Raw genomic sequence first — 21,412 nt, 5'->3', positions numbered from 1 at the left:
CCGATGCGTATCGGTCGGTTTTATCAGATCCAAAAAACTTTATTGCAATACGGACTGGATGAGCTGGTTCCCAGTAAGCATCGTCCCTGGTATCTGCGCTTGCTTCGTAAAAGTGCGTTTTGGCTACGCAATCAGCACCCGGATGAGCCTCAGGGCGTTCGACTTCGGCTTGCCTTGCAAAGTCTGGGCCCTGTTTGGATCAAACTGGGACAGATGCTATCAACCCGTCGGGACTTGCTACCCGCCGATTGGGCCAATGAACTGGCTAAGCTACAAGATAAAGTAGCCCCCTTTCCTGGTGAACAAGCCCAGCAGTTGATTGAGCAGGCAATGGGCCTGCACGCCATTAACGACAAGTTCAGTGCCTTCTCATTGCAACCGCTGGCATCCGCTTCCATCGCACAAGTACATGCGGCCACCTTGAAGCAAGTGGATGGCCCTGATGCCGATGTGGTGATCAAAGTTATCCGCCCAGGCATACGCAGGCAAATCCTGGCAGATCTGTCCTTGATGGAAACAGCAGCCGAAGCTGCAGCACGCTTTTTGCCGGATGGTAAACGTTTCCGCCCTCGTGAAGTGGTCGCCGAATACCGCAAGACCATTCTGGATGAGCTGGATTTGCAACGCGAAGCAGCCAATGCCATTCAGTTGCGACGCAATTTTATGGACTCCGACTCGCTGTATATCCCCTATGTCTACAGCGATGACTGCCGAAGCAATGTGATGGTGATGGAGCGCATTTATGGCATTCCGGTCTCCGACATCACAGCCCTCGAGGCCCAGGGCACCGATATGGAGCTACTGGCCAAACGTGGTGTGGAGGTGTTCTTTACCCAGGTATTTCGCGACAGCTTTTTCCATGCGGATATGCATCCTGGCAATATCTTTGTCTCACGAGACCACCCGGAGAACCCAAAATACATTGGCATCGATTGCGGCATCGTCGGCACTTTGAACAGTGAAGACAAACGCTATCTGGCAGAAAATTTTGTTGCCTTCTTTAACCGGGATTACCGCAAAGTAGCTCAATTGCATCTGGACTCTGGCTGGGTGCCAGCTGACACCAATGTGGAAGAATTCGAAAGTGCCATCCGTACCGTCTGTGAGCCTATCTTTCAAAAGCCTCTGGCGGATATTTCGTTTGGTCATGTTCTGCTTAACCTCTTTAGTACAGCCCGGCGCTTTAATATGCAGGTACAACCACAGTTGGTATTGTTGCAAAAAACACTGTTGTACATTGAAGGCTTAGGCCGCCAGCTGTACCCACAGCTCGATTTATGGAAAACCGCCAAACCCTTCTTAGAGAACTGGTTACAGCAGCAGATAGGCCTGCCGGCGCTGTGGCGGCAAATTAAGGACAATGCCCCCTTTTGGGCTGAAAAGCTGCCGCAGATGCCCAGCTTATTGCATCGTGCCCTGGAACAGTTGCCAAGACAACAACAAGCTCTCAACGAGTTGGTCGCACAGCAACTCTTGCAGCGCCAGCAGCAGCACCGCCGTTTGCTGGCAACCATTGCTGCCGGCTCGCTGTTGATTGCCAGCTGCATTCTGCTTAGCTCGGGCAGCTTGCTCGCAACCGCATTAACCGCAACTGGTGCTTTATTTTTTGCTGCGAAAGCAGTATGGTCGTAACCTGAATTGAATACTGTGGTTTAAGGGCATTGATATGGGATTTGGTGGCATTAGTATCTGGCAATTATTGATTGTCCTGGCAATCATTGTGTTGCTGTTTGGTACCAAGAAATTACGTGGGATTGGCTCGGATTTGGGTTCCGCTGTCAAAGGGTTTCGTAACTCCGTAAAAGATGATGAAACACCTAAAGAGGATCCGGAGCAGCTGAGTAAACCTACGGAGCGTGAACAGGCTGACGCCACGAAAACCAAAGAGCGCGAAAAGCACTAAATGGGCTTCTGGGAACTGCTTGTTATTGCTGTTGTCGCCTTGTTGGTACTGGGCCCTGAGCGCTTGCCCGGAGCGATTCGCTCCGTCAGTCGTACCATCAACTCGGTGAAGCACTTTGGTCAGCAAATGCAAGCAGAGCTGAACGACAACCTGCGGGTCCATGAGCTGCATCAGAAACTAAAGCAGGCCGAGCAAAAAGGCTTTCTTGATTTAACCGATGATGAAAAAGCGGCAGTTGCTGAATTAAAGCAGGCTGCTGCCGATGTCAACAAAGCCAGCACGGCACCGAAAGAGAATACAACAGAGCATCATGACGACTCACGCCGAACCTGACAGTTTGTTGGGGCACCTGGTCGAACTGCGCAACCGATTATTGCGCTGCATTATTGCCGTATTGCTGGTTTTTGCCAGTCTGGCGTATTTTGCTGCCGATCTCTATGAGCTGCTGGCGATGCCTTTGATTGCCACCATGCCAGAAGGTAGCAGCATGATTGCAACCGACGTGGCTTCGCCTTTTTTCGCGCCCTTTAAGCTCACCTTTATGGTCGCCATTGCGCTGGCCATTCCGTATATCTTGTTTCAACTCTGGCAGTTTATTGCCCCGGCACTCTATCAGCAGGAGCGGCGATTGGTCGCACCTTTGGTGATATCCAGTACCCTGTTGTTTTATGGGGGTATTGCTTTTGCCTACTATGTGGTCTTTCCCATAGTATTTGCTTTTTTCAGCAGTTATGCCCCTGAGAGCATCACCATCGCTACCGATATCAGCAGCTACCTGAATTTTGTACTGAAGCTATTTTTTGCTTTTGGTATCGCTTTTGAGATACCGGTGGTGATTTTACTGCTTATTTGGTCTGGTACCACTACCCCCCAGGCGCTGGCTGCCAAACGCCCTTACATTGTTGTTGGGGCATTTATTGCCGGTATGCTGTTAACACCTCCGGATGTAATTTCACAAACATTACTGGCTATCCCTATGTGGATTTTATTCGAGTGTGGCTTACTGCTAGGTCGGTTCTACCAGCCCAAAGCCGAGTCAGACCAGGAGATCAACGATGAACGCTAAACAGCTCATGTTCCTGCTTGTTGCCCTTGCGCCACTATCCATTCCAGCCCAAGCTGCAGAATTAACCTTGCGTCAGGCTTTAGCCCAATGCCAGCAACAGCAGGATACCGCCTCACGCCTGCATTGCTATGATCAGTTGGCAAGCACGGCACAGCAGCCAGAGCAAAACACCACCAGGCAGTTTGCAGAGAACCCGCAGGGCGCCAACCTGCCTGAAACAACAAAAGCCTACGAGGCAGAGTTTGGCAGACAAACCCAACGGCCGGAAGAACAACTTGAGCGAATTTATGCGACAGTCACCGCAGTACGGCAGGATGCCCGCGGACATCGAGTGATCAGCTTCGATAACGGCCAGATCTGGCGGCAGAACTCAGTGGAACATTACCCGGTGGAAGAAGGCCAGGTCCACTTCATTCGTCGTGCCGCCTTAGGCTCGTTTATGCTGGGCAATGATAATAACAACCGTACCACGCGTGTGCGCAGGGTCAATTAAGCCATGAGCTGGTTTGATCTTGGTGTAAATCTGCTCAGCTCGCAATTTGATAGCGATCGAGAACAGGTGCTGGCACGTGCGCACCAGGCCGGTATCAGCAAGCTGTTACTGATTGCCTCAGATTTGACCGAGACAGCACACAATCAACACTGGTGCAGCCAACATACTGCCTGTGTCAGTACTGCCGGCGTCCATCCCCATCAGGCTGAGCACATTGCTGATGACTGGCTGGAACAGCTCCGGCAGTTGGTTGCACACCCAAGCGTCGTTGCCATCGGTGAGTGTGGCCTGGATTTTAACCGTAACTTCTCCAGCCAGTCAGCACAGGTCACGGTTTTTAGTGCTCAGCTGGCATTAGCACAAGAGCTTCAGTTGCCTGTCTATCTGCACGAACGCGATGCCTTTACCACACAAATAGCTCTGCTGAAAGAGCACCATGTCAGGCATGGCATCGCCCATTGCTTTACCGGCAACTCGGACCAACTGAAAGCGTATCTGGATTTAGGGCTCTATATTGGCATTACAGGCTGGCTCTGTGACGAGCGCCGTAATCAGGAATTGGTGGCTGCCTTACAGTATTTACCTCTGGACCGGATCTGTCTGGAAACTGATGCGCCTTATCTGCTGCCACGTACTTTGCAACCAAAACCCAAAAGCCGCCGCAATGAACCTGCTTTTTTGCTGGCTATCGCTCAGCAGGTGGCTAAGCTGAAAAATATTACGCTTGAACAACTGCAGCAGCATTGCTGGCACAACAGCCAGACTTTATTGCAACAAGCCGGAGGCGCTGAATGAGTCCGGTTGCCTGGACAGAGCCTGATATCTTGCTCGCGCTACTGCTAGGTGCGGTAGGCGGGCTGGTGGTGGTGGTGCCATGGCTTATCTGGCGTCATCGCCAGCATATTGAACGGCTGGCGGCAGAGCTGGAAAACACCATCTCAGAACGTACGCTGGAACTACAGATTACCTTGCAGGAACTGGCAGAGAAGAACCAGGAACTGGAAACACAAAGTACCACCGATGCGCTGTCAGGTGTTAAAAACCGGGCTTACTTTGACCGCAAAATCCAGGCCGAATTAAATCGTAGCCGTCGTGAACAGCGGCCACTAGCACTGATCTTGCTTGATATCGATTTTTTCAAACATGTGAATGATGAGTACGGCCACCTGGCAGGCGATCAGGTGATACGGCAAGTTGCAGGCTTTATTCAGAGCCAACTTAAGCGCTGCAGTGATCTGGTCTGTCGTTATGGTGGCGAGGAGTTCGCGTTGATCCTGCCCAACACCGATATCACGGGCGCTTTGCAGGTGGCAGAGCGGATTCGCAGCCAATTGGCAGCGAAGCCTTTGCCGGTACAGCAGCACCAACTTGCCATCACTATCAGTGCGGGTTGCTATGCGGCTGTTGCCAGCTCGGACAGCAGTATGGAGCTCTATATCCACAATGCCGACAAAGCCTTATATCAAGCGAAGAATTCAGGCCGTAATCAGGTTATCAGCTCACCTGCTGTGCTAAAGAGTATTACCAACACCACCGAACAAAAGGCTCCCAAACATGCCAAACCCTAATGACTTTCCATGGACCCGGATGCGCCGGATGCGTCAGGCTGATTTTAGCCGTCGGCTGATGGCAGAACACAGGCTAACTGTGGATGACTTGATTTACCCGGTTTTTGTGCTGGAAGGTGAGCAGCAGCGTGAAGCCATTGCCTCCATGCCGGGCATTGAACGCCTGAGTGTGGATCTGCTGGTCGAAGAAGCAAAACAGCTGGCTGCGCTGGGCATTCCTGCCATCGCGCTCTTCCCTGTTACACCAGCAGAAAAGAAATCGCTGCAGGCCGAAGAAGCCTGGAACCCGGATGGCTTGGCCCAGCGGGCAGTGCGGGCACTAAAAGCTGCCGTGCCGGAGCTTGGTGTGATTACTGATGTGGCACTGGACCCTTTCACCACTCATGGTCAGGATGGCATTATCGACGATAGTGGCTATGTGGTGAATGATGTCACCACCGAAGCTTTAGTGAAACAGGCACTGTCGCATGCCGAAGCCGGCGCCGATGTGGTAGCGCCATCGGATATGATGGATGGCCGCATTGGCGCGATTCGTGAGGCGCTGGAAGAAGCCGGTTTCGTCCATACCCGCATTCTGGCTTATTCCGCCAAATACGCTTCCAGCTACTATGGCCCCTTCCGCGATGCAGTTGGCTCTGCCGCTAACCTAAAGGGCGGTGATAAAAAGACCTACCAGATGGATCCGGCCAACAGCGATGAAGCCTTGCGCGAAGTGGCGTTGGATCTAACGGAGGGCGCCGATATGGTGATGGTGAAACCTGGTATGCCTTACTTAGACATAGTGCGGCGGGTCAAAGACGAATTTGGCGTCCCGACCTTTGCCTATCAGGTTAGCGGCGAGTACGCCATGCATATGGCTGCCATTCAAAACGGCTGGTTGGCAGAAAAGCCGGTCATTATGGAATCCCTACTGGCCTTTAAGCGGGCTGGTGCCGATGGCATCCTGACCTATTTCGCCAAAAAAGTTGCGGTTTGGCTGAAAGAAAGCGCGGTCTGAACAAGACCGCTCTACGCGATTAGTGAATGTTTAGCCTCTCCGCCTGGCATGCTTCACTGTCAGCCACAACAGTCCCAGCAACAGCATCCAGCCAGCAACCGCACCGCCACTGCCACCGCTGCGCTGCGCGACCCGGATGTCGGCAGGGCGATCTTTCAGTCGCTGTTCAAATTGCTTTAACTCTTGCTGCAGATTCATGGTCATGTCATCAATAGCCAACGCGAAGCCCTGACGACTGTCCTGCCGTAACTCAGCCGATAAGTTTACTGGGGTTGAGCGCCCTTTCACTTCGCTTTGACCCGGTGCGCGAAACAACAGGCGCTGACTGGCTATGTCATATACCACCGTATCCATCAGGGTGCTGGTATCATTTTTATCACCCTTAAACAGATAGGCTCCAACCAGGGTCCAATAGGTTAAAGACAGAGCGCTGTCGTGGGTAAACTGCACTTGGTCATAAGACACCAGCGCGATCACATCGATGCCATACATCGTCTTGATTTGATTTAAATTGGTAAAGCCACCTCTAGGTCTTAAGTAGGTGGTTGGAATGACTTCGATCGATTCGACATAGTCCAGTTGCCGGAAGCTGTTGGCGACCTGCTCAAGCAGTTCAGCTTTCATTGGAGCTGTCAGCTCACTGTAGCCACTGCCGGGGCGGCCAATCAATTCACCGCGTCGGTAGCTATGGTCTTCTGGTACAAAGGCAATACCAACCCGCAGTGGCAAGGTCAGCTCCGCCATACCCGGCTGAATCACTTCTTGTGCATCCGGATACAAAAAATCCACCACACTACTTCGGACCCCTTGTTGTTGCCCGGCACAGCCAGTAAGAAACACACAGCACAGCACCAAAAAGGTGTACGGATAAGATTTCATATTCAAGCACCATAGACATTAACTGAGCTTTTATAGCATGTAACTGAAGATGGCGACAAGCGGTGTAACATGGAGGTATCCGCTTTTTATAGTGCCCAGAGTGGGATTACAAAAACTTCTGCACATACCAGCAACTAGCCTGAACTGCCAATTGCTGTTGCTGTGCCCAGGCGAGGCCATGCCGAACCAGTTGCTCAGCCATACCCTGGCCACGCAGTGCATCCGGTACATAAGTGCGCCAGAAATCGACACTATCGCCAAGCAGTTGGTATTCCAGCAACGCTTCTTCGCCTTGTTGCACAATGCGAAAACGCTGCAGCTCGGGTTGGTGCTCAATGGCGTAGCGCATGTTAATTCCTCAGAGATTGACAAAAAATATGCTGCGGCCCGGCCGAGCCACCCAGGTACAACTGGCCACTGTCTGCAAAACCATGTTTTTGGTACAAACGAGCAGCTTGCTGATTGCGGCAATTAACAGTCAGAACCAGCCGCTGGAAGCCGGGGAAGTGCTGCTGACAATAGGCTGGCAGCTCACGCAAAACCGCTCCGGCGATGCCCCGCCCTTGTGCCGTCTGGTCAATAAAAAAACAACGCAACCCCAAATCCTTTGGCAACGCAAAGGCATGATAAGCACTGTAATGACTATCGAGCAAAAAGAAGCCCACTGCGTGTTGCTGATGACACACCAACTGGAAATGTTCACCTTCACGCTGTTGAGTGATCACGTCGCTAACAGGCAGAACAAAATCCTGCTGCGCCGACGCTACGCTCAACTGCCTGACTTCGGTTGGCACCGGCGTAGGGCAAGGACGCAGCGTGATGTTCACTGCAGCTCCAGCTCCCAACCAGCGGCCTGCTGGTATTGTACTTCCTGCTCCAGCTCGGCCCGCATCAGCGGGTGCTGATCGAGCCAGCCAGCGGGCAATTGCAGCACCAATTGCTCACCTTTACCGCTTAGAGTGACATTGGGCAGGGCTTCGTGCCGCCGGCGCATCGACAGCACCACGGCCAATCGCAGTATCCGCGTCAGTCGCACCGTTAGCAGCACCGAAGTCATGGTCTGTTTAGCAATCAGTTCCCGGTTGATATCGGCTCTGTGATTATGCACCAGCGCCATAAGCAGCTGCTGCTGGGCCCGGGTAAAACCGGGTAAATCGGAGTGGCTGATGATGTAAGCACCATGGTGATGGTGGTTTTTGTATTCTATCAACAGGCCCAGCTCATGCAAAAGTGCTGCACCATGCAGTAAACCCAGGCCATCAAACGCAGTCAGTGACCAGCGCGGGCTGAGTTGCTGTGCCAACGACTGAGCCATATCCGCCACCCGGTTGGCATGTTGCTGATCGATATGATAACGCACCATCAGGCTGGCCATGGTGCGGTGACGCACATCGCTTTCCTGCAGCTGAGGCAGCATGCTGTACAGCACGCCTTCACGCAAAGCACCACCCGATAAGGTCATGCCTTTGATACCCAGCGCACGGAACAAAGCAATCAAAATGGCAAGGCCCGATGGAAACACCTGCCGCCGCTCCTGCGCTAAACCAATCAGGCTCAGTTGATCCTGCCGACCACAGACCACCGCTTGCTGCATAATGGCTTCCAGTCGCTGCAAGGTAATGGTTTCATCCAGCCCCTGAGCAATCAGAATTTCCTGCATTGCTTGCACCGTGCCAGAAGCCCCCACTGCCACCTGCCAGCCCAACTCAGTAAATTCCGCCAGAATCGGCGCCAGCGTTTGCTCTGCAGCAGCAATAGCAGCATTGAAATTGTCTTCAGTCAGTAAGCCATCGGCAAAGTAAGCGTCCAGGAAGGTCACACAGCCCATATGCAGGCTGCTGAGTTTGAGTGGTTCAAAACCTTTGCCGATAATAATTTCCGTGCTGGCCCCACCAATATCAATGACCAGACGGTTTTGTTCGCAGTTGGAGGTGTGGGCCACGCCCAGATAGATAATGCGGGCTTCTTCTTCGCCGCTGATCACCCGGATAGGATGCCCTAAGATATGCTCGGCATCGTGCAAAAAGGTTTTGACGTTGCGGGCCAACCTTAAAGTAGCGGTGCCAACAATGCGGACATTTTGTGGCGGAATATCCTGCAAACGCTCGGCAAAAAGCGCCAGACACTCCCAGCCGCGCTTCATCGCCCGGCGGCTTAGCACAAGGTTTTCATTCAAACCGGCGGCCAGCCGAACTTTACGCTTGACCCGGCCTATCACCTGCACACTGCCGCCAACCACCTTGACCATCAGCATATGAAAGCTGTTGGAGCCAAGGTCGATGACGGCGTAGATATCCTGTTGATCTGAGCGGGCTGGCTCAGCGACTGCGTGGACGTCGGCTGGCATTTGAGCTGGATCCGCTGCGACCACGGTTACCACCCCCACTGCGTGCTGTGGTGGTTCGACGTCGAGCCCGAGGTTTGGGTGTCGTTAAATCGGTTAACAACGCATCCGGATCGTACTGGGTCACAGGCAACGGATGCCGGATGTAGTCTTCAATCGCCGTCAGGTTTAGCGCATAGCGCTCACAGGCAAAACTGATGGCTTTGCCACTTTCGCCCGCCCGGCCGGTACGACCAATACGGTGGACATAATCTTCGCAATCGTCCGGCAAATCGAAGTTGAAGACATGGCTCACTTTCGGAATATGCAGACCACGGGCGGCGACATCGGTTGCCACCAGAATATCCAGCTTGCCGCTGGTAAAGTCTTCCAGAATTTTCAGCCGTTTTTTCTGTACCACATCGCCGGTCAATAAACCTACCCGATGACCATCGGCCTCCAGCCAGGCATGGACGTTCTCACAGCTGTGCTTGGTGTTGGCAAAGACAATGGCTTTGTCCGGCCACTCTTCTTCCATCAGGGTAAGTAACAACTTCATTTTGTCCGGATCGGATGGATAAAACAGCTCTTCGCTGATGCGACTGGCCGTCATCTGATCCGGTTCAATGTGAATGTGCACCGGTTCGTTCATTTGCTCAAACGCCAGCTCCTGCACCTTGTAGGACAAAGTCGCCGAGAATAACAAGCTAAGGCGCTCGTTGGCCGGGGGCATCTGGCGGAATAAAAAGCGGATGTCTTTGATAAAGCCCAAATCGAACATCCGATCGGCTTCATCCAATACCACCACCTGAATTTGATCCAGCTGAAACAGGCCCTGCTTCTGATAGTCAATCAAGCGGCCAGTGGTGCCGATCAAAATATCGACGCCTTGTTCCAGCAACTGCCGTTGAGAATCATAGCCTTCGCCCCCATAAATCAGACCAAGGCGAAAACCAGCGCTTTTTGCCAGTGCCACCGCATCCTGATGGATCTGAACCGCCAGTTCGCGCGTAGGAGCCATAATGATAGCGCGCGGCTGACCCGAGCCTCTGGGCTCGTTGTTCAATAAGTAGTGAAAGGTGGCGGTTAAAAACGCCAGGGTTTTACCGGTTCCGGTCTGAGCCTGGCCGGCGATGTCTTTGCCCTGCAGCGCCAGGGGCAGACACTGCGCCTGGATTGGAGTACAATAACTGAAACCCAGACTGTTCAGTGCGTCCAGGATCTGTGGTGCCAATGCGAAATCGGCGAACTTGTGCGATGTTAAGTGTGTTTTATTCATACCAGCCTAGCATAACTGTTCGCCTTGCATTAGGAAACAGCCGCGTTTAAATTGATGACATTTTTTGCAGTCGATCTGCCCAGTTCAATAACGGAGACAATCAATGAGTGACCTGATTTTACATGTTTCAGACGATAGTTTTGAAACCGATGTACTGAACGCTGAACAACCTGTTTTAGTCGATTTTTGGGCTGAATGGTGTGGCCCTTGTAAAATGATCGCGCCCATTCTGGACGATGTAGCGGGTGAATATCAAGGAAAAGTCACCATTGCCAAGCTGAATATCGATCAAAACCCGAATACCTCGCCTAAATACGGCATTCGCGGCATTCCTACCTTGCTGTTATTTAAAAATGGTCAGGTTGCAGCGACCAAAGTGGGCGCCCTATCCAAAACGCAATTAAAAGAGTTTTTGGACAGCAATATCTGATAACTCAGCCATGCATTGCAGTTTACTTAGCTGAACTGCAATGCTGCTGACTTTTTATGCAATTTTTTCATGATAAAATATAGACGCCTGCAGTATCTCCTGCTATTGTTACCAGCAGTACAACACCCATGACCACGCTTGTCTGTCGAGTAGACCAACTCCAAACCTTTTCAAACCCGCTGATAAGCTAACAACCCTTATTTAGATCAACTAGAACCCATCAACTATGCATTTAACAGAATTAAAAAGTAAGCCAATCAATGAACTGGTGGAATTAGCCGAGTCCATGGGCTTAGACAGCATGGCTCGTCTGCGCAAGCAGGACATTATCTTTGCCATTTTAAAGTCCCATGCCAAAAAAGGTGAAGAAATCTACGGCGGTGGCGTACTGGAGATTCTGCAGGATGGCTTCGGCTTCTTGCGCTCTGGCGACAGCTCCTATCTGGCAGGCCCGGACGATATCTATGTATCCCCCAGCCAAATTCGTCGCTTCAATTTACGTACCGGTGACACCATCGATGGGCTGATCCGGCCGCCGAAAGAAGGTGAGCGCTATTTTGCCCTGCTGAAAGTCAGCGAAGTAAACTTTGGTAAACCCGAACACGCCCGCAATAAGATCCTGTTTGAAAACTTAACCCCGCTGCATGCCAATGACCGCCTGCGAATGGAGCGTGGCAACGGCAGTACTGAAGACATCACGGCCCGGGTACTGGATTTGGCTTCCCCCATCGGCCGGGGCCAGCGTGGTTTGATTGTGGCGCCACCCAAAGCCGGTAAAACCCTGCTGCTGCAAAACATCGCTCAGTCCATCGCCGCCAACCACCCGGAATGTGTGCTGATGGTGCTGTTGATTGACGAGCGGCCGGAAGAGGTCACGGAAATGCAGCGACTGGTCAAAGGCGAAGTGATTGCCTCTACCTTCGATGAACCTGCCAGCCGCCACGTGCAGGTCGCTGAGATGGTGATTGAAAAAGCCAAGCGCCTGGTTGAGCACAAAAAAGACGTTATTATTCTGCTCGATTCCATCACCCGCTTAGCCCGGGCTTACAACACCGTGATCCCAAGCTCAGGCAAGGTACTGACCGGTGGTGTCGATGCCAATGCGCTGCACAAACCAAAGCGTTTCTTTGGCGCCGCCCGTAATGTGGAAGAAGGCGGCAGCTTAACCATTATCGCTACTGCCCTGGTGGATACCGGCTCGAAGATGGACGAAGTCATCTACGAAGAGTTTAAAGGCACCGGCAACCTGGAGCTGCATCTGGCTCGTAAAATTGCTGAAAAGCGGATCTTCCCGGCTATTGATTTCAATCGCTCCGGTACCCGTCGTGAAGAGTTGATGGTGTCCCAGGAAGAACTGCAGAAAATGTGGATCCTGCGCAAAATTCTCAACCCAATGGATGAGGCAGATGCCATGGAGTTTTTAATCGACAAGCTGGGCATGACCAAGACCAACGACGAGTTCTTTGAGTCCATGAAGCGTCAGCGCAGCTAACAGCCTTCCGTAGCTCTAACAAGCCAGCCTGCAACCAGGCTGGCTTTTTTATTGCCTGCTTAGCCCAGACGCTGATGGATCAAAGGCATAGTGTCAACCGGCTCAGGCGCAATGGTGCAAGCAGCCAATACTTCATGCACCGCCTGCTCAGCATCCTGTCGGCTGGCTGCGTGCACCTGCAGCAGCGGCTGCCCTTGGGTGATCGGACTGCCCGCCGCACACATAGCACTAAAACCTACCGCAGGATTGATTTTTTGCTCCGGATGCGAACGACCACCACCTAAACGTACCACGGCCATCCCAAGCGCCACTGTATCGTTGATCCGCAGGTAGCCACTGGTCGGTGCCGGTACATCCAGCACCACCGGCGCCTGTGCCAGATGAGCCGCCGGCCGCTCCAGCAAATCCGTTGGCCCACCAAGTGCGGCCACCATTCGGGCAAAGTACTCCGCAGCTTTTCCACTGCTCAGGCTTTGTTCTAACGCATCCACAGCGCTGGCTTTGTCCTTCGCGACTCCGGTTAGCACCAACATCTCAGCACCCAGTGCCAGTGTTAGCTGATGCAAGCGCGGTTCGCGTTTTTTGCCCGTCAGATAATCCAGGGTTTCCAGTACTTCCAGTGCATTACCGGCTGTAAGGCCAAGGATCTGGTTCATATCGGTAATCAGCGCTGCCGTCGGGACCCCTGCGCCACAGGCGGTATCCACAATGCTGCAGGCCAATTCATGCGCATCTTCTGCTGTGGCCATAATGGCACCATTGCCAACTTTAACATCCATCACCAGCGCATCCAGCCCTTCCGATAACTTCTTTGATAAAATCGAAGCGGTTATCAACGGAATGGATTCCACTGTGGCTGTGACATCGCGAATGCCATACAAACGCCGATCGGCCGGTGCCAGCTCATCGGTCTGACCGACGATTAAACAGCCCAGCTCTGGCAGCAACTGGCGGATACGACTCAGCGACTGATTGCAGCTGTAACCTGGGATACTCTCCAGTTTATCGACTGTACCACCGGTATGGCCTAACCCACGGCCGGCAATGCTGGGCATAAAAACGCCACAGGCCGCCACCATAGGTGCCAGCATCAAAGTCACTTTATCGCCAACACCACCTGTGCTGTGTTTATCCACCACAGGACCATTCAGTTGGCCCTGCCAGTTCAGGCAGGAACCTGAGTCACGCATCGCCAGGGTAAGCGCCACTTTTTCATCCACCGACATGCCGTTCAGGTAAATCGCCATGGCCAGCGCGGCGGCCTGACTGTCGCTGAAACTGCCATCGGTTAAGCCTTTGGCAAACTGCTGAATATCGGCCTGGCTGAGTGCCTTGCCATCGCGTTTAATTTTAATAATTTCCTGAGGGATAGGCATGCCTTACTCCGTCGCTACTTTAGTGCTGTTTGCTAGATACATAGGGGTGAAGGCCTCTGGCAGCAGTTGCTGTACTGTCCAGCCTTGCAGCTGCTCTTTATGGTTGCTGCTGTAAATCATAGTGTCTGGCAAGAAAAACTCGGCAATCACCTGACGGCATATACCACAGGGCGGCGTTAACTGCTCTTGTGGGGTATAAACCATTAAAGCATCAAACTGGCGTACCCCTGCCACCACACCAGCGGCAATGGCGTTGCGCTCGGCACAGACAGTGCCCCCATAAGACGCATTTTCTACATTGCATCCCGTGTAGATTTGGCCACTGATGGCGCGTACTGCGACCCCCACTGGAAACTGGCTATAAGGGGCGTAAGCCTGTGCTGCCGCTGCTTTTGCTGCCTGATACAGGGGCTCAAGTTCAGACGTTATCGCTGTCATTTGTCATTCTCATTCAATCTGGCCATACCGACCCGGATCAACAGTTATGACGGCAAACCCTGCACAGATCAAGAGCAGAGGTTGAAATAGTGTTACTCTGTTAAACGAATTGCACGAATGCTGAGCGATGCCTGGCCGCCTGCGTCGTCGGTCAAATCCGGTACCAGATAAATGGCATTCACATGCGCTGCTACTATGCCATGATCGATGGATGTTGCAGGTGTCCAGTCCGGACGCTCAAAATCACTCAGAACCAGGGTAACTTGCCGCCAGTCGGTTGCCGCCGATAACACTGTCTGATAATGCGCATAGCTCTGATCGCCTTGCTCGCCATACTCCAGCTGCGATAACTTCACCACCAGATCGCTACTGCTGAGGTATTCCAGCGAGATGCTGCTGTAACCGCCCAAGCTGCCTGAAGGTAGATCATAAATCAGCTCGACCCAGGAGTTGTTTTGCTCATCAACCCGGGGGACACGGGTAAAGGCAATGCGGGCAATACCATCTTGCACCAGGTCACCATCGACAGCTGCCTTGCTGCCATGAGGATCGGTGGCGTAACGCCAGTCCAGTGCATCCAATTCACCCTTGACCGCAGAAGGAACTGCTGACCTGTCGCTGCAGCCAAGCAGCGCCAGCAATACCAACAACCCTAACCATTGATGTTTCATTCTTATCTCCTCGTCGTTAGTTCAAACCCATCCGCATCCAGATAAGCCGGGAATTTATCTTTAAACTGCTGCAATGCGGCTCCATCCAGCTCAGCTGCCAACACAGCCGCCCTATCAGCACCATCCACCAGCGACTGGCCCAAATAATCGAGCAGCAAGCTATCACCACTGTATTCAACACCATTGCCATCGCTGCCGATGCGGTTACAACCAATCACGTAGCACTGGTTTTCAATGGCGCGGGCTGCCAGCAGCGTGCGCCAGGCCAAGCGACGCGGTGCCGGCCAGTTAGCAACATAAATCAACACATCGTAATCATTCCGGTTTCGGCTAAATACCGGGAAACGCAGGTCGTAACAGATTTGCAGGCAAAAACGCAGCCCGCGCCAGGGTACAATCACCCGATCAGTACCAGCCTGGTAGGCATCATGCTCGCCCGCCATCCGAAACAGATGTTTCTTATCGTACTGAAAGTACTGCCCTTCAGGTGTAACAAAGTACAAACGGTTGTAGTACCTGCCCTGCTCTGTCACCGCCACCGAGCCACAAAGTGCCGCGCCGGATAACACCGCCTGCTGTTTCAGCCAGTTCAGGCTCTCCCCACCGGCCGGCTCGGCAACGGCGGCACTGTCCATCGAAAAGCCGGTGGTAAACATTTCCGGCAACACAATCAAATCCTGACCGCTCAAAGCTGCAATTTGCCCGGCTAACTGCTGCCGGTTGGCCTTGGGATCCTGCCAATGCAGGCTGCATTGGACTGCGGCAACCTTTACAGCTGGCATAACACCTCCGCTGCCTGGCGCAAAGTAGATTCGTCCTTCGCAAAACAAAACCGAATCAACCGCTGGGCCGGCGGTGCTTGATAAAACACACTCAGCGGGATTGCTGCTATCTTGTGATCGATAGTAAGCCTGCGACAAAATTCAACATCCGATAGATCGCTGATGGCACTGTAATCGGCCAGCTGAAAATAAGTCCCCTGTGCAGGCAGCAACTGCAAGCGGCTGTGGCTCAGTTGCGATGCAAAATAATCACGCTTGTGCTGGTAAAAGGCAGCTAAACCACTGACCTGCTCCGGGTGCTGCTGCAGCATGGTCGCTACCGCATATTGCGCTGGAGTAAAGCTGGAAAAAGTGACGTACTGATGTACTTTGCGAAACTCCGCCATCAGCGGTGCTGGCGCCACACAATACCCCAGCTTCCAGCCGGTGACATGAAAGGTTTTGCCAAAGGATGAGACTACCAGGCTGCGCGCTGCTAAGTCTGGAAAGCACAAGGCACTGAGTTGCGGCCGATGATCAAATACCATGTGTTCGTAGACTTCATCGCTCAGGCAATACAAACCATGCTGGCAAACCAGGTGCTGCAACTGCTGCCAGTCATCCGCGGTAAAAACCTGGCTGCTTGGATTATGCGGGCTATTGACGATAATCAGCCGGGTTTTATCGGTAATCGAGTCCGCCACTTGCTGCCAGTCGACCTGAAAATCAGGGGCCTTCAGAGCCAGGTGCACCGTGCTGCCACCAGCCAACTGTACAGCCGGGGCATAACTGTCGTAAGCGGGATCAAAAACGATCACCTCATCACCGGGGCGAACCAGTGCCTGGATGGCACAAAACAGCGCCTCGGTTGCACCAGATGTAACCGTGATCTGTTGCTCCGGGCATAGCTGCTGCCGGTAACAACGCGCAATCAGAGCGGCGATCTGCTGGCGCAGAACCAACACCCCAGCCATGGGTGCATACTGGTTCAGCCCCTGCTGGCTATATGCTGCCAGTTGCTGCAGCAAGAAAGGATCACAGCCAAAATCAGGAAAACCCTGTGACAGGTTGATCGCTTGCTGCTCAGCAGCCAACTGCGACATCTGACTAAAAATCGAGCTGCCCACTGCGGGCAGTTTGGATTGGAGGTTGGAGTACATAGTTTATCCTGACAGTGAACTATCCTTACCTTAACGCCTGCAGCAGGCTCGCTGCAACCGGCCAAAGCCGGCACTAAGCCGCACTGGTTGCCAAATTACTCAGGCATGCTATCATTTCAGCCCTATTTATGTATAGACATCTAAACGTCAGGGCGTTCAGGGGTGTAAGCTAATGAATCATACAACGCAGCAGGTACAACAATTAAATCCTTACGCGATCGCCTTGTGTGCTACTGGCCGCTGGATTGCCAGCCGTCACTGGGTGCCTGCTACTGGCGGTAACTTTTCCATACGCACTGCTGAACACAGTGCCCTGGTCACCGCATCCGGCAAAGATAAAGGCGAACTCAGCCCGCACGATCTGCTGCCAGTCAGTTGGGCAGAAGGCGAGCTGGTTTGCGCCGGTCAGCCTTCTGCAGAAACAGCATTGCACGCCCGGCTTTATCAACTGGATGATTCAATAAAAGCGGTGTTGCACACTCACTCGGTACAAGCCACCGTGTTTTCCCGGTTGATTCCAACCGAACAGCACACATTTACCGGCTACGAGATGCAAAAGGCCATTCGCGGTCAGCTCAGCCACGACCAGCCCTGCCCCCTGATTATTTTTGAGAATACTCAGGACATGCCAGCCCTTGCCGCTCAGGTCGCTACCAACTGGTCACAGGTGAAAGGCGCCTCGGCCTTACTGGTTCGCGGCCATGGTCTTTATGTTTGGGGCCAGAATCTGGATGAAGCAAAAAGACATTTAGAGGCCTGGGAATTTCTTATACACTGTGAGCTGGAACGAATTCGACTTACTGGATCTTTATGAAATACCGCGCCCTGATCACCGACATTGAAGGCACTACCACCCGTATCAGCTTTGTCACCGAGGTGTTGTTTCCCTATGCCGCAGAGCAGCTACCGGACTTTATCCGCCAGCGCAGTGAACAGGCCGAAGTAGCCTTGCAACTAAAGGCGGTCCGCCAGTTGATGAAGCAACCGGAAGCCAGCCTGAACGACATTATTGCCCAATTGCAGGCCTGGATCCGTGCTGATGAAAAAATCACGCCACTGAAAGCCCTGCAAGGCATGGTCTGGCGGCTCGGGTATCAACAAGGGCACTTTACCGGCCACCTGTACCCGGATGCTGCCGAGCAGCTCAAAGTATGGCAAGCCAAGGGGGTGCAACTCTTTGTCTACAGCTCAGGCTCGGTAGAGGCGCAGCAACTGCTGTTTCGCTACAGTGACTTTGGCGACTTAACCCCCTTGTTCAGTGGTTACTTTGATACCCGCATTGGTGGCAAAAAGGAGATCTCCTCCTACGCGGCTATTTTGCAACATTTGCAACTGCCACCCGGCCAGGTGCTGTTTTTGTCCGATGTGGTGGCCGAACTGGATGCCGCCAGCAAGTTGGGGATCGCTACCACCCAGTTAATTCGTGACGGTCAAGCCTCTGGGATGCACCCGGTTGCCCAGGATTTTAACCAAATCGAGGTCTAATTATGTCCAGCTTAACCATCTACACAGCCCAGGAGCCCACTCAACCAGTATTCCAAAGCGACAACCTGGTTGAGATTGCCGAGAAACTGCAGCAACAAGGGATCCGCTTTGAACAATGGCAAGCCAATCAACCCATCGAGGCCAGCACCGATCACGCCAGCATCCTGGCAGCCTACAGCGATGACATCGCGCGACTTAAGCAGCAAGGCGGCTATGTGACGGTAGATGTGATTTCACTAAGCAGTGATCACCCGGATAAAGTGGCCTTACGGCAAAAGTTTCTGGCCGAACATACTCACAGTGAAGATGAGGTGCGCTTTTTTGTCCGCGGGGAAGGCTTGTTTTGTCTGCATTTGGGCGAGCATATATATCAGGTGCTGTGCCAGCAAAACGATTTAATCAGTGTACCGGCTAATACCCCACATTGGTTTGATATGGGCAGCGATCCCAACTTCACCGCGATCCGGTTATTCAATAACCCGGAAGGCTGGGTTGCTAACTTTACTGGTAGCCAGATTGCCAGTCGCTTTCCATTATTGCCTTAAGGCCTTAGCAATCCAATGTGACAACCAACAGGGTTGTATAGCTGAGTTTTTCTCATTCGACGGATGGATTTATCTCCTTTGTCAGCAAAGCAGAAACAACTTAGTCTGTACCTGTCGCCCCGAAAAGGCGGTTCCACCCTGTCTATCCTTGTCTTTCGCCCGGAGCTTGCTCCGGGCATTTTTTTATGCTCAACGCAGCCGCGTTAAGACGCCGGCAGCAACAGCAGCCCGCTCAAACACACCACTGTCCAGCACCCAGCCAGTCACCAGCTTAGCTGGCGTAACATCAAAGGCAGGGTTAAAAACGGATGCCTGCTCCGGTGACCAGCAGACGCTGCCAAAACTACCGCTCACACCGCGCACTTCCGCCGCCGGGCGCTGCTCGATCGGGATCTGACTGCCATCGCTACAACCCGGGTCTACTGTGGTATGCGGCGCTACCACATAGAAAGGGATCCGATGATAATGTGCCAGCACTGCCAGGCTGTAAGTGCCAACTTTGTTGGCAAAATCGCCATTGGCGGCAATGCGGTCGGCCCCGACAAAAATACGGTCGACCTGGCCGCGTGCCATCAACATGGCCGCCATATTGTCGCATATCAGCTGGTAAGGGATGCCGAGCTGCTGACACTCCCAGGCAGTTAAGCGCCCGCCCTGCAATAGGGGCCGCGTTTCATCGACCCATAGCTGAATTTGCTTCCCCTGCTGATGTGCTAACCGAATCACCCCAAAGGCAGTGCCTACGCCTGCGGTTGCCAGGCCCCCCGTATTGCAATGTGTCAGCAAACGCTCCCCCGGCTGCACAAGCGCGGCACCATGGGCAGCCATCTGCAAACACAATTGCACATCCTCGGCAAACAGCTGCTCCGCACATGCCACTGCGGCACCCACATAATCCTGCTGCAGCATGGCCGCAGCCATGGCATCCAGATTATTCATCAGATTTACCGCTGTCGGGCGGGCTGCCCGAAGCACTTCAGCGCTTTGCAGCAGTTGCTCCCGGCTATCCCCCTGCTCTGCCCGATATGCCAACAATAAGGAAGCAGCCATGCCAATGGCCGGCGCCCCCCGCACCTGCAACTGCTGGATCATGGTAACCATTTGGTTTACTTCGGTGCAGTGCAGCCAGCTTTGCTGATGCGGCAACTGCGTTTGATCCAGTATATACAGTTGGCTTTGCTCGGTTTTAATGCTGAGACCCGCTATATTTTTCATGCTTTATGCCCAATTTAGCCTTGCAGACGTCTAGAATGTTTGCGATTATGCAGCTCTTCTATTGCCCTGACAAGTCCGGATCCAGCATGAGCGACTACCAAACTTTTACCGCAGACGATGCCAGACAGTTTGCACTCAGCCATAGTGATACTTTTCGTGACAGCGACAAACTTGAAGCCGAAGAATTTGGTGACGGCAACCTGAATCTGGTGTTTCGGGTTAAAAACCAACAGGGCCGAAGCCTGATTGTGAAGCAAGCCCTGCCATACGCCCGCTGTGTTGGTGAAAGCTGGCCGCTTACCATTGACCGAGCCAGAATAGAGGCTGAAGTATTGCTACGTCACGGTCGGATTTGCCCGGAACATACCGTCCAAGTACTGCATTACGATGCAGCCAAAGCAGCGATTTTGATGGAGGATTTAGGGCAACTGACTATTTTGCGTAGCGAGTTGGTAGCGGGCAAACAGTTCCCCAGGCTTGCCCGCCAAATGGCGCAGTATCTGGCGCACACCTTGTTTCATACCAGTGATTTTGTGCTAAATGGTTTACAGAAGAAAACCGAGGTTGCCCGCTTTTTAAACCCGGAACTCTGCCTGATTACTGAAGATTTATTCTTCACCGATCCCTACTGCAATCACGAGCGCAACAACATTCATCAGGCCATTCTGCCACAGGCGCGTGAGCTTTGGCACGATGAGGCCTTGCAGGCCGAAGTGGCACGACTGAAAGCGGACTTTCTTTCCAAGCCACAAGCCCTGTTGCATGGCGATGTGCACAGCGGCAGTATTTTTATTGATGCACAACAGTGCAAAGTCATCGATGCTGAGTTTGGTTTTTATGGCCCTATCGGTTTCGACGTCGGCAGCCTGATCGGCAATTTATTGCTGAACTACGCCGGTCAGTTTGGTTTGCAGGAAGACACTACTGCCCTCGAGCAACAACATAGGTATCTGCTCGAACAAATCGAAACACTTTGGCAAGGTTTTGCCAGTGAGTTTAGCCAATTGATGCAAACCCAGACCAAAGAAAGTAGCTTTGCCAACAGCAGCTATCAGCACTTTTTCCTGCAACAAGTGCTGGCCGACAGCATCGGCTATGCCGGTTGTGAATTGATCCGCCGTACCGTTGGCCTGGCTCATGTCGCGGATTTAGAGCTGATCCGTAATGAGCAGCTTCGTGCCCGTAGTGAGCGTTTAGCGCTGATGCTGGGGCGGCAGCTTATTATGCAGCGACACAGCCTCACCACCATTCAGCAACTACTCACGCTGGTGCAGCACCAGGAACTTCCAGCCTAAGCAGAGGTTATGCCTTTGCTTTTGGCCCATATAAAA

General features: G+C 52.9%; 25 protein-coding genes. 14 read left to right on the top strand and 11 right to left on the bottom strand.

Annotated elements, in window-relative coordinates; genetic code table 11:
* Positions 1-3: 3 nt before the first annotated feature.
* The 8 genes from ubiB to hemB are packed head-to-tail and all read left to right on the top strand — an operon-like array spanning position 4 to position 6,027.
* Positions 4-1,632, top strand: coding sequence for a ubiquinone biosynthesis regulatory protein kinase UbiB (gene ubiB / locus ABC502_RS11925; RefSeq protein WP_330088852.1), 1,629 nt, complete (start codon positions 4-6; stop codon positions 1,630-1,632).
* Positions 1,633-1,666: 34 nt separating this feature from the next.
* Positions 1,667-1,903 (top strand): Sec-independent protein translocase subunit TatA, encoded by a 237-nt coding sequence (gene tatA, locus ABC502_RS11920; RefSeq protein ID WP_330088851.1) that lies wholly within the window; start codon positions 1,667-1,669, stop codon positions 1,901-1,903.
* Entirely contained in the window at positions 1,904-2,236 is a 333-nt protein-coding gene (gene tatB, locus ABC502_RS11915) for a Sec-independent protein translocase protein TatB (protein WP_330088850.1), read from the top strand.
* On the top strand, positions 2,214-2,969 hold the full coding sequence (gene tatC / locus ABC502_RS11910) for a twin-arginine translocase subunit TatC (RefSeq protein WP_345916038.1): 756 nt from the start codon (positions 2,214-2,216) through the stop codon (positions 2,967-2,969). Before tatB ends, tatC begins: the two co-directional genes overlap by 23 nt.
* Positions 2,959-3,462: a hypothetical protein gene (locus tag ABC502_RS11905; RefSeq protein ID WP_345916037.1), complete on the top strand. Its 504-nt coding sequence runs from the start codon at positions 2,959-2,961 to the stop codon at positions 3,460-3,462. Before tatC ends, ABC502_RS11905 begins: the two co-directional genes overlap by 11 nt.
* A 3-nt stretch (positions 3,463-3,465) precedes the next feature.
* Positions 3,466-4,257, top strand: a complete 792-nt coding sequence (locus ABC502_RS11900; RefSeq protein ID WP_345916036.1) for a TatD family hydrolase — start codon at positions 3,466-3,468, stop codon at positions 4,255-4,257.
* Positions 4,254-5,030, top strand: a complete 777-nt coding sequence (locus ABC502_RS11895; protein ID WP_330088846.1) for a GGDEF domain-containing protein — start codon at positions 4,254-4,256, stop codon at positions 5,028-5,030. The genes ABC502_RS11900 and ABC502_RS11895 overlap by 4 nt, the downstream gene beginning before the upstream one ends.
* Positions 5,017-6,027, top strand: a complete 1,011-nt coding sequence (gene hemB, locus ABC502_RS11890; RefSeq protein ID WP_345916035.1) for a porphobilinogen synthase — start codon at positions 5,017-5,019, stop codon at positions 6,025-6,027. Before ABC502_RS11895 ends, hemB begins: the two co-directional genes overlap by 14 nt.
* Positions 6,028-6,057: 30 nt before the next feature.
* On the opposite strand, the gene rhlP is transcribed toward hemB, so the two are convergent.
* The 5 genes from rhlP to rhlB all read right to left on the bottom strand — a co-directional run bounded on the left by rhlP (position 6,058) and on the right by rhlB (position 10,508).
* Complete coding sequence (gene rhlP, locus ABC502_RS11885; RefSeq protein WP_345916034.1) at positions 6,058-6,906, bottom strand: rhombotarget lipoprotein; 849 nt, start codon at positions 6,904-6,906, stop codon at positions 6,058-6,060.
* Positions 6,907-7,012: 106 nt separating this feature from the next.
* Positions 7,013-7,255 (bottom strand): N-acetyltransferase, encoded by a 243-nt coding sequence (locus tag ABC502_RS11880; RefSeq protein ID WP_345916033.1) that lies wholly within the window; start codon positions 7,253-7,255, stop codon positions 7,013-7,015.
* A 1-nt stretch (position 7,256) separates the two neighbouring features.
* Positions 7,257-7,733 (bottom strand): GNAT family N-acetyltransferase, encoded by a 477-nt coding sequence (locus ABC502_RS11875; protein ID WP_345916032.1) that lies wholly within the window; start codon positions 7,731-7,733, stop codon positions 7,257-7,259.
* A complete protein-coding gene (gppA, locus tag ABC502_RS11870; RefSeq protein ID WP_345916031.1) occupies positions 7,730-9,253 on the bottom strand; it encodes a guanosine-5'-triphosphate,3'-diphosphate diphosphatase in 1,524 nt (507 codons plus the stop codon). The genes ABC502_RS11875 and gppA overlap by 4 nt, the downstream gene beginning before the upstream one ends.
* A complete protein-coding gene (gene rhlB / locus ABC502_RS11865) occupies positions 9,225-10,508 on the bottom strand; it encodes an ATP-dependent RNA helicase RhlB (RefSeq protein ID WP_330088841.1) in 1,284 nt (427 codons plus the stop codon). Before rhlB ends, gppA begins: the two co-directional genes overlap by 29 nt.
* 103 nt (positions 10,509-10,611) lie before the next feature.
* Between rhlB and trxA the strand changes: the two genes are divergently transcribed.
* Positions 10,612-10,938, top strand: a complete 327-nt coding sequence (trxA, locus tag ABC502_RS11860; RefSeq protein ID WP_091343963.1) for a thioredoxin TrxA — start codon at positions 10,612-10,614, stop codon at positions 10,936-10,938.
* Positions 10,939-11,164: 226 nt separating this feature from the next.
* Complete coding sequence (rho, locus tag ABC502_RS11855) at positions 11,165-12,430, top strand: transcription termination factor Rho (protein WP_330088840.1); 1,266 nt, start codon at positions 11,165-11,167, stop codon at positions 12,428-12,430.
* A gap of 59 nt (positions 12,431-12,489) precedes the next feature.
* On the opposite strand, the gene deoA is transcribed toward rho, so the two are convergent.
* The 5 genes from deoA to ABC502_RS11830 form a co-directional block, all read right to left on the bottom strand.
* Positions 12,490-13,806, bottom strand: coding sequence for a thymidine phosphorylase (gene deoA / locus ABC502_RS11850; protein ID WP_345916030.1), 1,317 nt, complete (start codon positions 13,804-13,806; stop codon positions 12,490-12,492).
* Between the two features lie 3 nt (positions 13,807-13,809).
* Positions 13,810-14,244 (bottom strand): cytidine deaminase, encoded by a 435-nt coding sequence (cdd, locus tag ABC502_RS11845; protein WP_330088838.1) that lies wholly within the window; start codon positions 14,242-14,244, stop codon positions 13,810-13,812.
* 92 nt (positions 14,245-14,336) lie between these two features.
* Positions 14,337-14,915: a carbohydrate binding domain-containing protein gene (locus tag ABC502_RS11840; RefSeq protein WP_345916029.1), complete on the bottom strand. Its 579-nt coding sequence runs from the start codon at positions 14,913-14,915 to the stop codon at positions 14,337-14,339.
* A 2-nt stretch (positions 14,916-14,917) separates the two neighbouring features.
* Complete coding sequence (locus ABC502_RS11835; protein ID WP_345916028.1) at positions 14,918-15,697, bottom strand: amidohydrolase; 780 nt, start codon at positions 15,695-15,697, stop codon at positions 14,918-14,920.
* Entirely contained in the window at positions 15,685-16,836 is a 1,152-nt protein-coding gene (locus ABC502_RS11830) for a methionine aminotransferase (RefSeq protein ID WP_345916027.1), read from the bottom strand. The genes ABC502_RS11835 and ABC502_RS11830 overlap by 13 nt, the downstream gene beginning before the upstream one ends.
* Before the next feature lie 172 nt (positions 16,837-17,008).
* Here ABC502_RS11830 and ABC502_RS11825 point away from each other — a divergent pair, with 172 nt between their 5' ends.
* Genes ABC502_RS11825 through ABC502_RS11815 form a run of 3 tightly spaced genes read left to right on the top strand, consistent with a single transcriptional unit; the run spans position 17,009 to position 18,866 of the window.
* Entirely contained in the window at positions 17,009-17,650 is a 642-nt protein-coding gene (locus ABC502_RS11825; protein WP_330088834.1) for a methylthioribulose 1-phosphate dehydratase, read from the top strand.
* The gene (gene mtnC, locus ABC502_RS11820; RefSeq protein ID WP_330088833.1) at positions 17,647-18,321 is read left to right on the top strand and encodes an acireductone synthase; all 675 of its coding nucleotides are present in this window, start codon (positions 17,647-17,649) and stop codon (positions 18,319-18,321) included. Before ABC502_RS11825 ends, mtnC begins: the two co-directional genes overlap by 4 nt.
* Positions 18,322-18,323: 2 nt before the next feature.
* Positions 18,324-18,866 carry an acireductone dioxygenase gene (locus ABC502_RS11815; protein WP_345916026.1) on the top strand — a complete coding sequence of 181 codons (543 nt, stop codon included), beginning with the start codon at positions 18,324-18,326 and terminating at the stop codon, positions 18,864-18,866.
* Positions 18,867-19,055: 189 nt separating this feature from the next.
* Here the strand turns inward: ABC502_RS11815 and mtnA are convergent, their stop codons facing one another.
* A complete protein-coding gene (gene mtnA / locus ABC502_RS11810) occupies positions 19,056-20,081 on the bottom strand; it encodes an S-methyl-5-thioribose-1-phosphate isomerase (RefSeq protein WP_345916025.1) in 1,026 nt (341 codons plus the stop codon).
* Positions 20,082-20,167: 86 nt separating this feature from the next.
* Between mtnA and mtnK the strand changes: the two genes are divergently transcribed.
* A complete protein-coding gene (gene mtnK / locus ABC502_RS11805; RefSeq protein WP_345916024.1) occupies positions 20,168-21,376 on the top strand; it encodes an S-methyl-5-thioribose kinase in 1,209 nt (402 codons plus the stop codon).
* The last annotated feature ends 36 nt before the right edge of the window (positions 21,377-21,412 follow it).

It is taken from the genome of Alkalimonas sp. NCh-2 (assembly GCF_039631345.1).
Taxonomy (GTDB): domain Bacteria; phylum Pseudomonadota; class Gammaproteobacteria; order Enterobacterales; family Alteromonadaceae; genus Alkalimonas; species Alkalimonas mucilaginosa.
This window is presented reverse-complemented; position numbering and strand designations above follow the sequence as displayed.

Excerpts from the sequence above, each read along its gene's own strand:
- rhlB (WP_330088841.1), bottom strand. The coding sequence starts at position 10,508 with ATGAATAAAACACACTTAACATCGCACAAGTTCGCCGATTTCGCATTG.
- ABC502_RS11835 (WP_345916028.1), bottom strand. The coding sequence starts at position 15,697 with ATGCCAGCTGTAAAGGTTGCCGCAGTCCAATGCAGCCTGCATTGGCAG.
- ABC502_RS11840 (WP_345916029.1), bottom strand. The coding sequence starts at position 14,915 with ATGAAACATCAATGGTTAGGGTTGTTGGTATTGCTGGCGCTGCTTGGC.
- cdd (WP_330088838.1), bottom strand. The coding sequence starts at position 14,244 with ATGACAGCGATAACGTCTGAACTTGAGCCCCTGTATCAGGCAGCAAAA.
- trxA (WP_091343963.1), top strand. The coding sequence starts at position 10,612 with ATGAGTGACCTGATTTTACATGTTTCAGACGATAGTTTTGAAACCGAT.
- ABC502_RS11900 (WP_345916036.1), top strand. The coding sequence starts at position 3,466 with ATGAGCTGGTTTGATCTTGGTGTAAATCTGCTCAGCTCGCAATTTGAT.
- ABC502_RS11830 (WP_345916027.1), bottom strand. The coding sequence starts at position 16,836 with ATGTACTCCAACCTCCAATCCAAACTGCCCGCAGTGGGCAGCTCGATT.
- tatA (WP_330088851.1), top strand. The coding sequence starts at position 1,667 with ATGGGATTTGGTGGCATTAGTATCTGGCAATTATTGATTGTCCTGGCA.
- hemB (WP_345916035.1), top strand. The coding sequence starts at position 5,017 with ATGCCAAACCCTAATGACTTTCCATGGACCCGGATGCGCCGGATGCGT.
- ABC502_RS11895 (WP_330088846.1), top strand. The coding sequence starts at position 4,254 with ATGAGTCCGGTTGCCTGGACAGAGCCTGATATCTTGCTCGCGCTACTG.
- ubiB (WP_330088852.1), top strand. The coding sequence starts at position 4 with ATGCGTATCGGTCGGTTTTATCAGATCCAAAAAACTTTATTGCAATAC.
- rhlP (WP_345916034.1), bottom strand. The coding sequence starts at position 6,906 with ATGAAATCTTATCCGTACACCTTTTTGGTGCTGTGCTGTGTGTTTCTT.
- deoA (WP_345916030.1), bottom strand. The coding sequence starts at position 13,806 with ATGCCTATCCCTCAGGAAATTATTAAAATTAAACGCGATGGCAAGGCA.
- mtnA (WP_345916025.1), bottom strand. The coding sequence starts at position 20,081 with ATGAAAAATATAGCGGGTCTCAGCATTAAAACCGAGCAAAGCCAACTG.
- ABC502_RS11825 (WP_330088834.1), top strand. The coding sequence starts at position 17,009 with ATGAATCATACAACGCAGCAGGTACAACAATTAAATCCTTACGCGATC.
- tatB (WP_330088850.1), top strand. The coding sequence starts at position 1,904 with ATGGGCTTCTGGGAACTGCTTGTTATTGCTGTTGTCGCCTTGTTGGTA.
- rho (WP_330088840.1), top strand. The coding sequence starts at position 11,165 with ATGCATTTAACAGAATTAAAAAGTAAGCCAATCAATGAACTGGTGGAA.
- ABC502_RS11880 (WP_345916033.1), bottom strand. The coding sequence starts at position 7,255 with ATGCGCTACGCCATTGAGCACCAACCCGAGCTGCAGCGTTTTCGCATT.
- tatC (WP_345916038.1), top strand. The coding sequence starts at position 2,214 with ATGACGACTCACGCCGAACCTGACAGTTTGTTGGGGCACCTGGTCGAA.
- ABC502_RS11905 (WP_345916037.1), top strand. The coding sequence starts at position 2,959 with ATGAACGCTAAACAGCTCATGTTCCTGCTTGTTGCCCTTGCGCCACTA.
- gppA (WP_345916031.1), bottom strand. The coding sequence starts at position 9,253 with ATGCCAGCCGACGTCCACGCAGTCGCTGAGCCAGCCCGCTCAGATCAA.
- mtnK (WP_345916024.1), top strand. The coding sequence starts at position 20,168 with ATGAGCGACTACCAAACTTTTACCGCAGACGATGCCAGACAGTTTGCA.
- ABC502_RS11815 (WP_345916026.1), top strand. The coding sequence starts at position 18,324 with ATGTCCAGCTTAACCATCTACACAGCCCAGGAGCCCACTCAACCAGTA.
- mtnC (WP_330088833.1), top strand. The coding sequence starts at position 17,647 with ATGAAATACCGCGCCCTGATCACCGACATTGAAGGCACTACCACCCGT.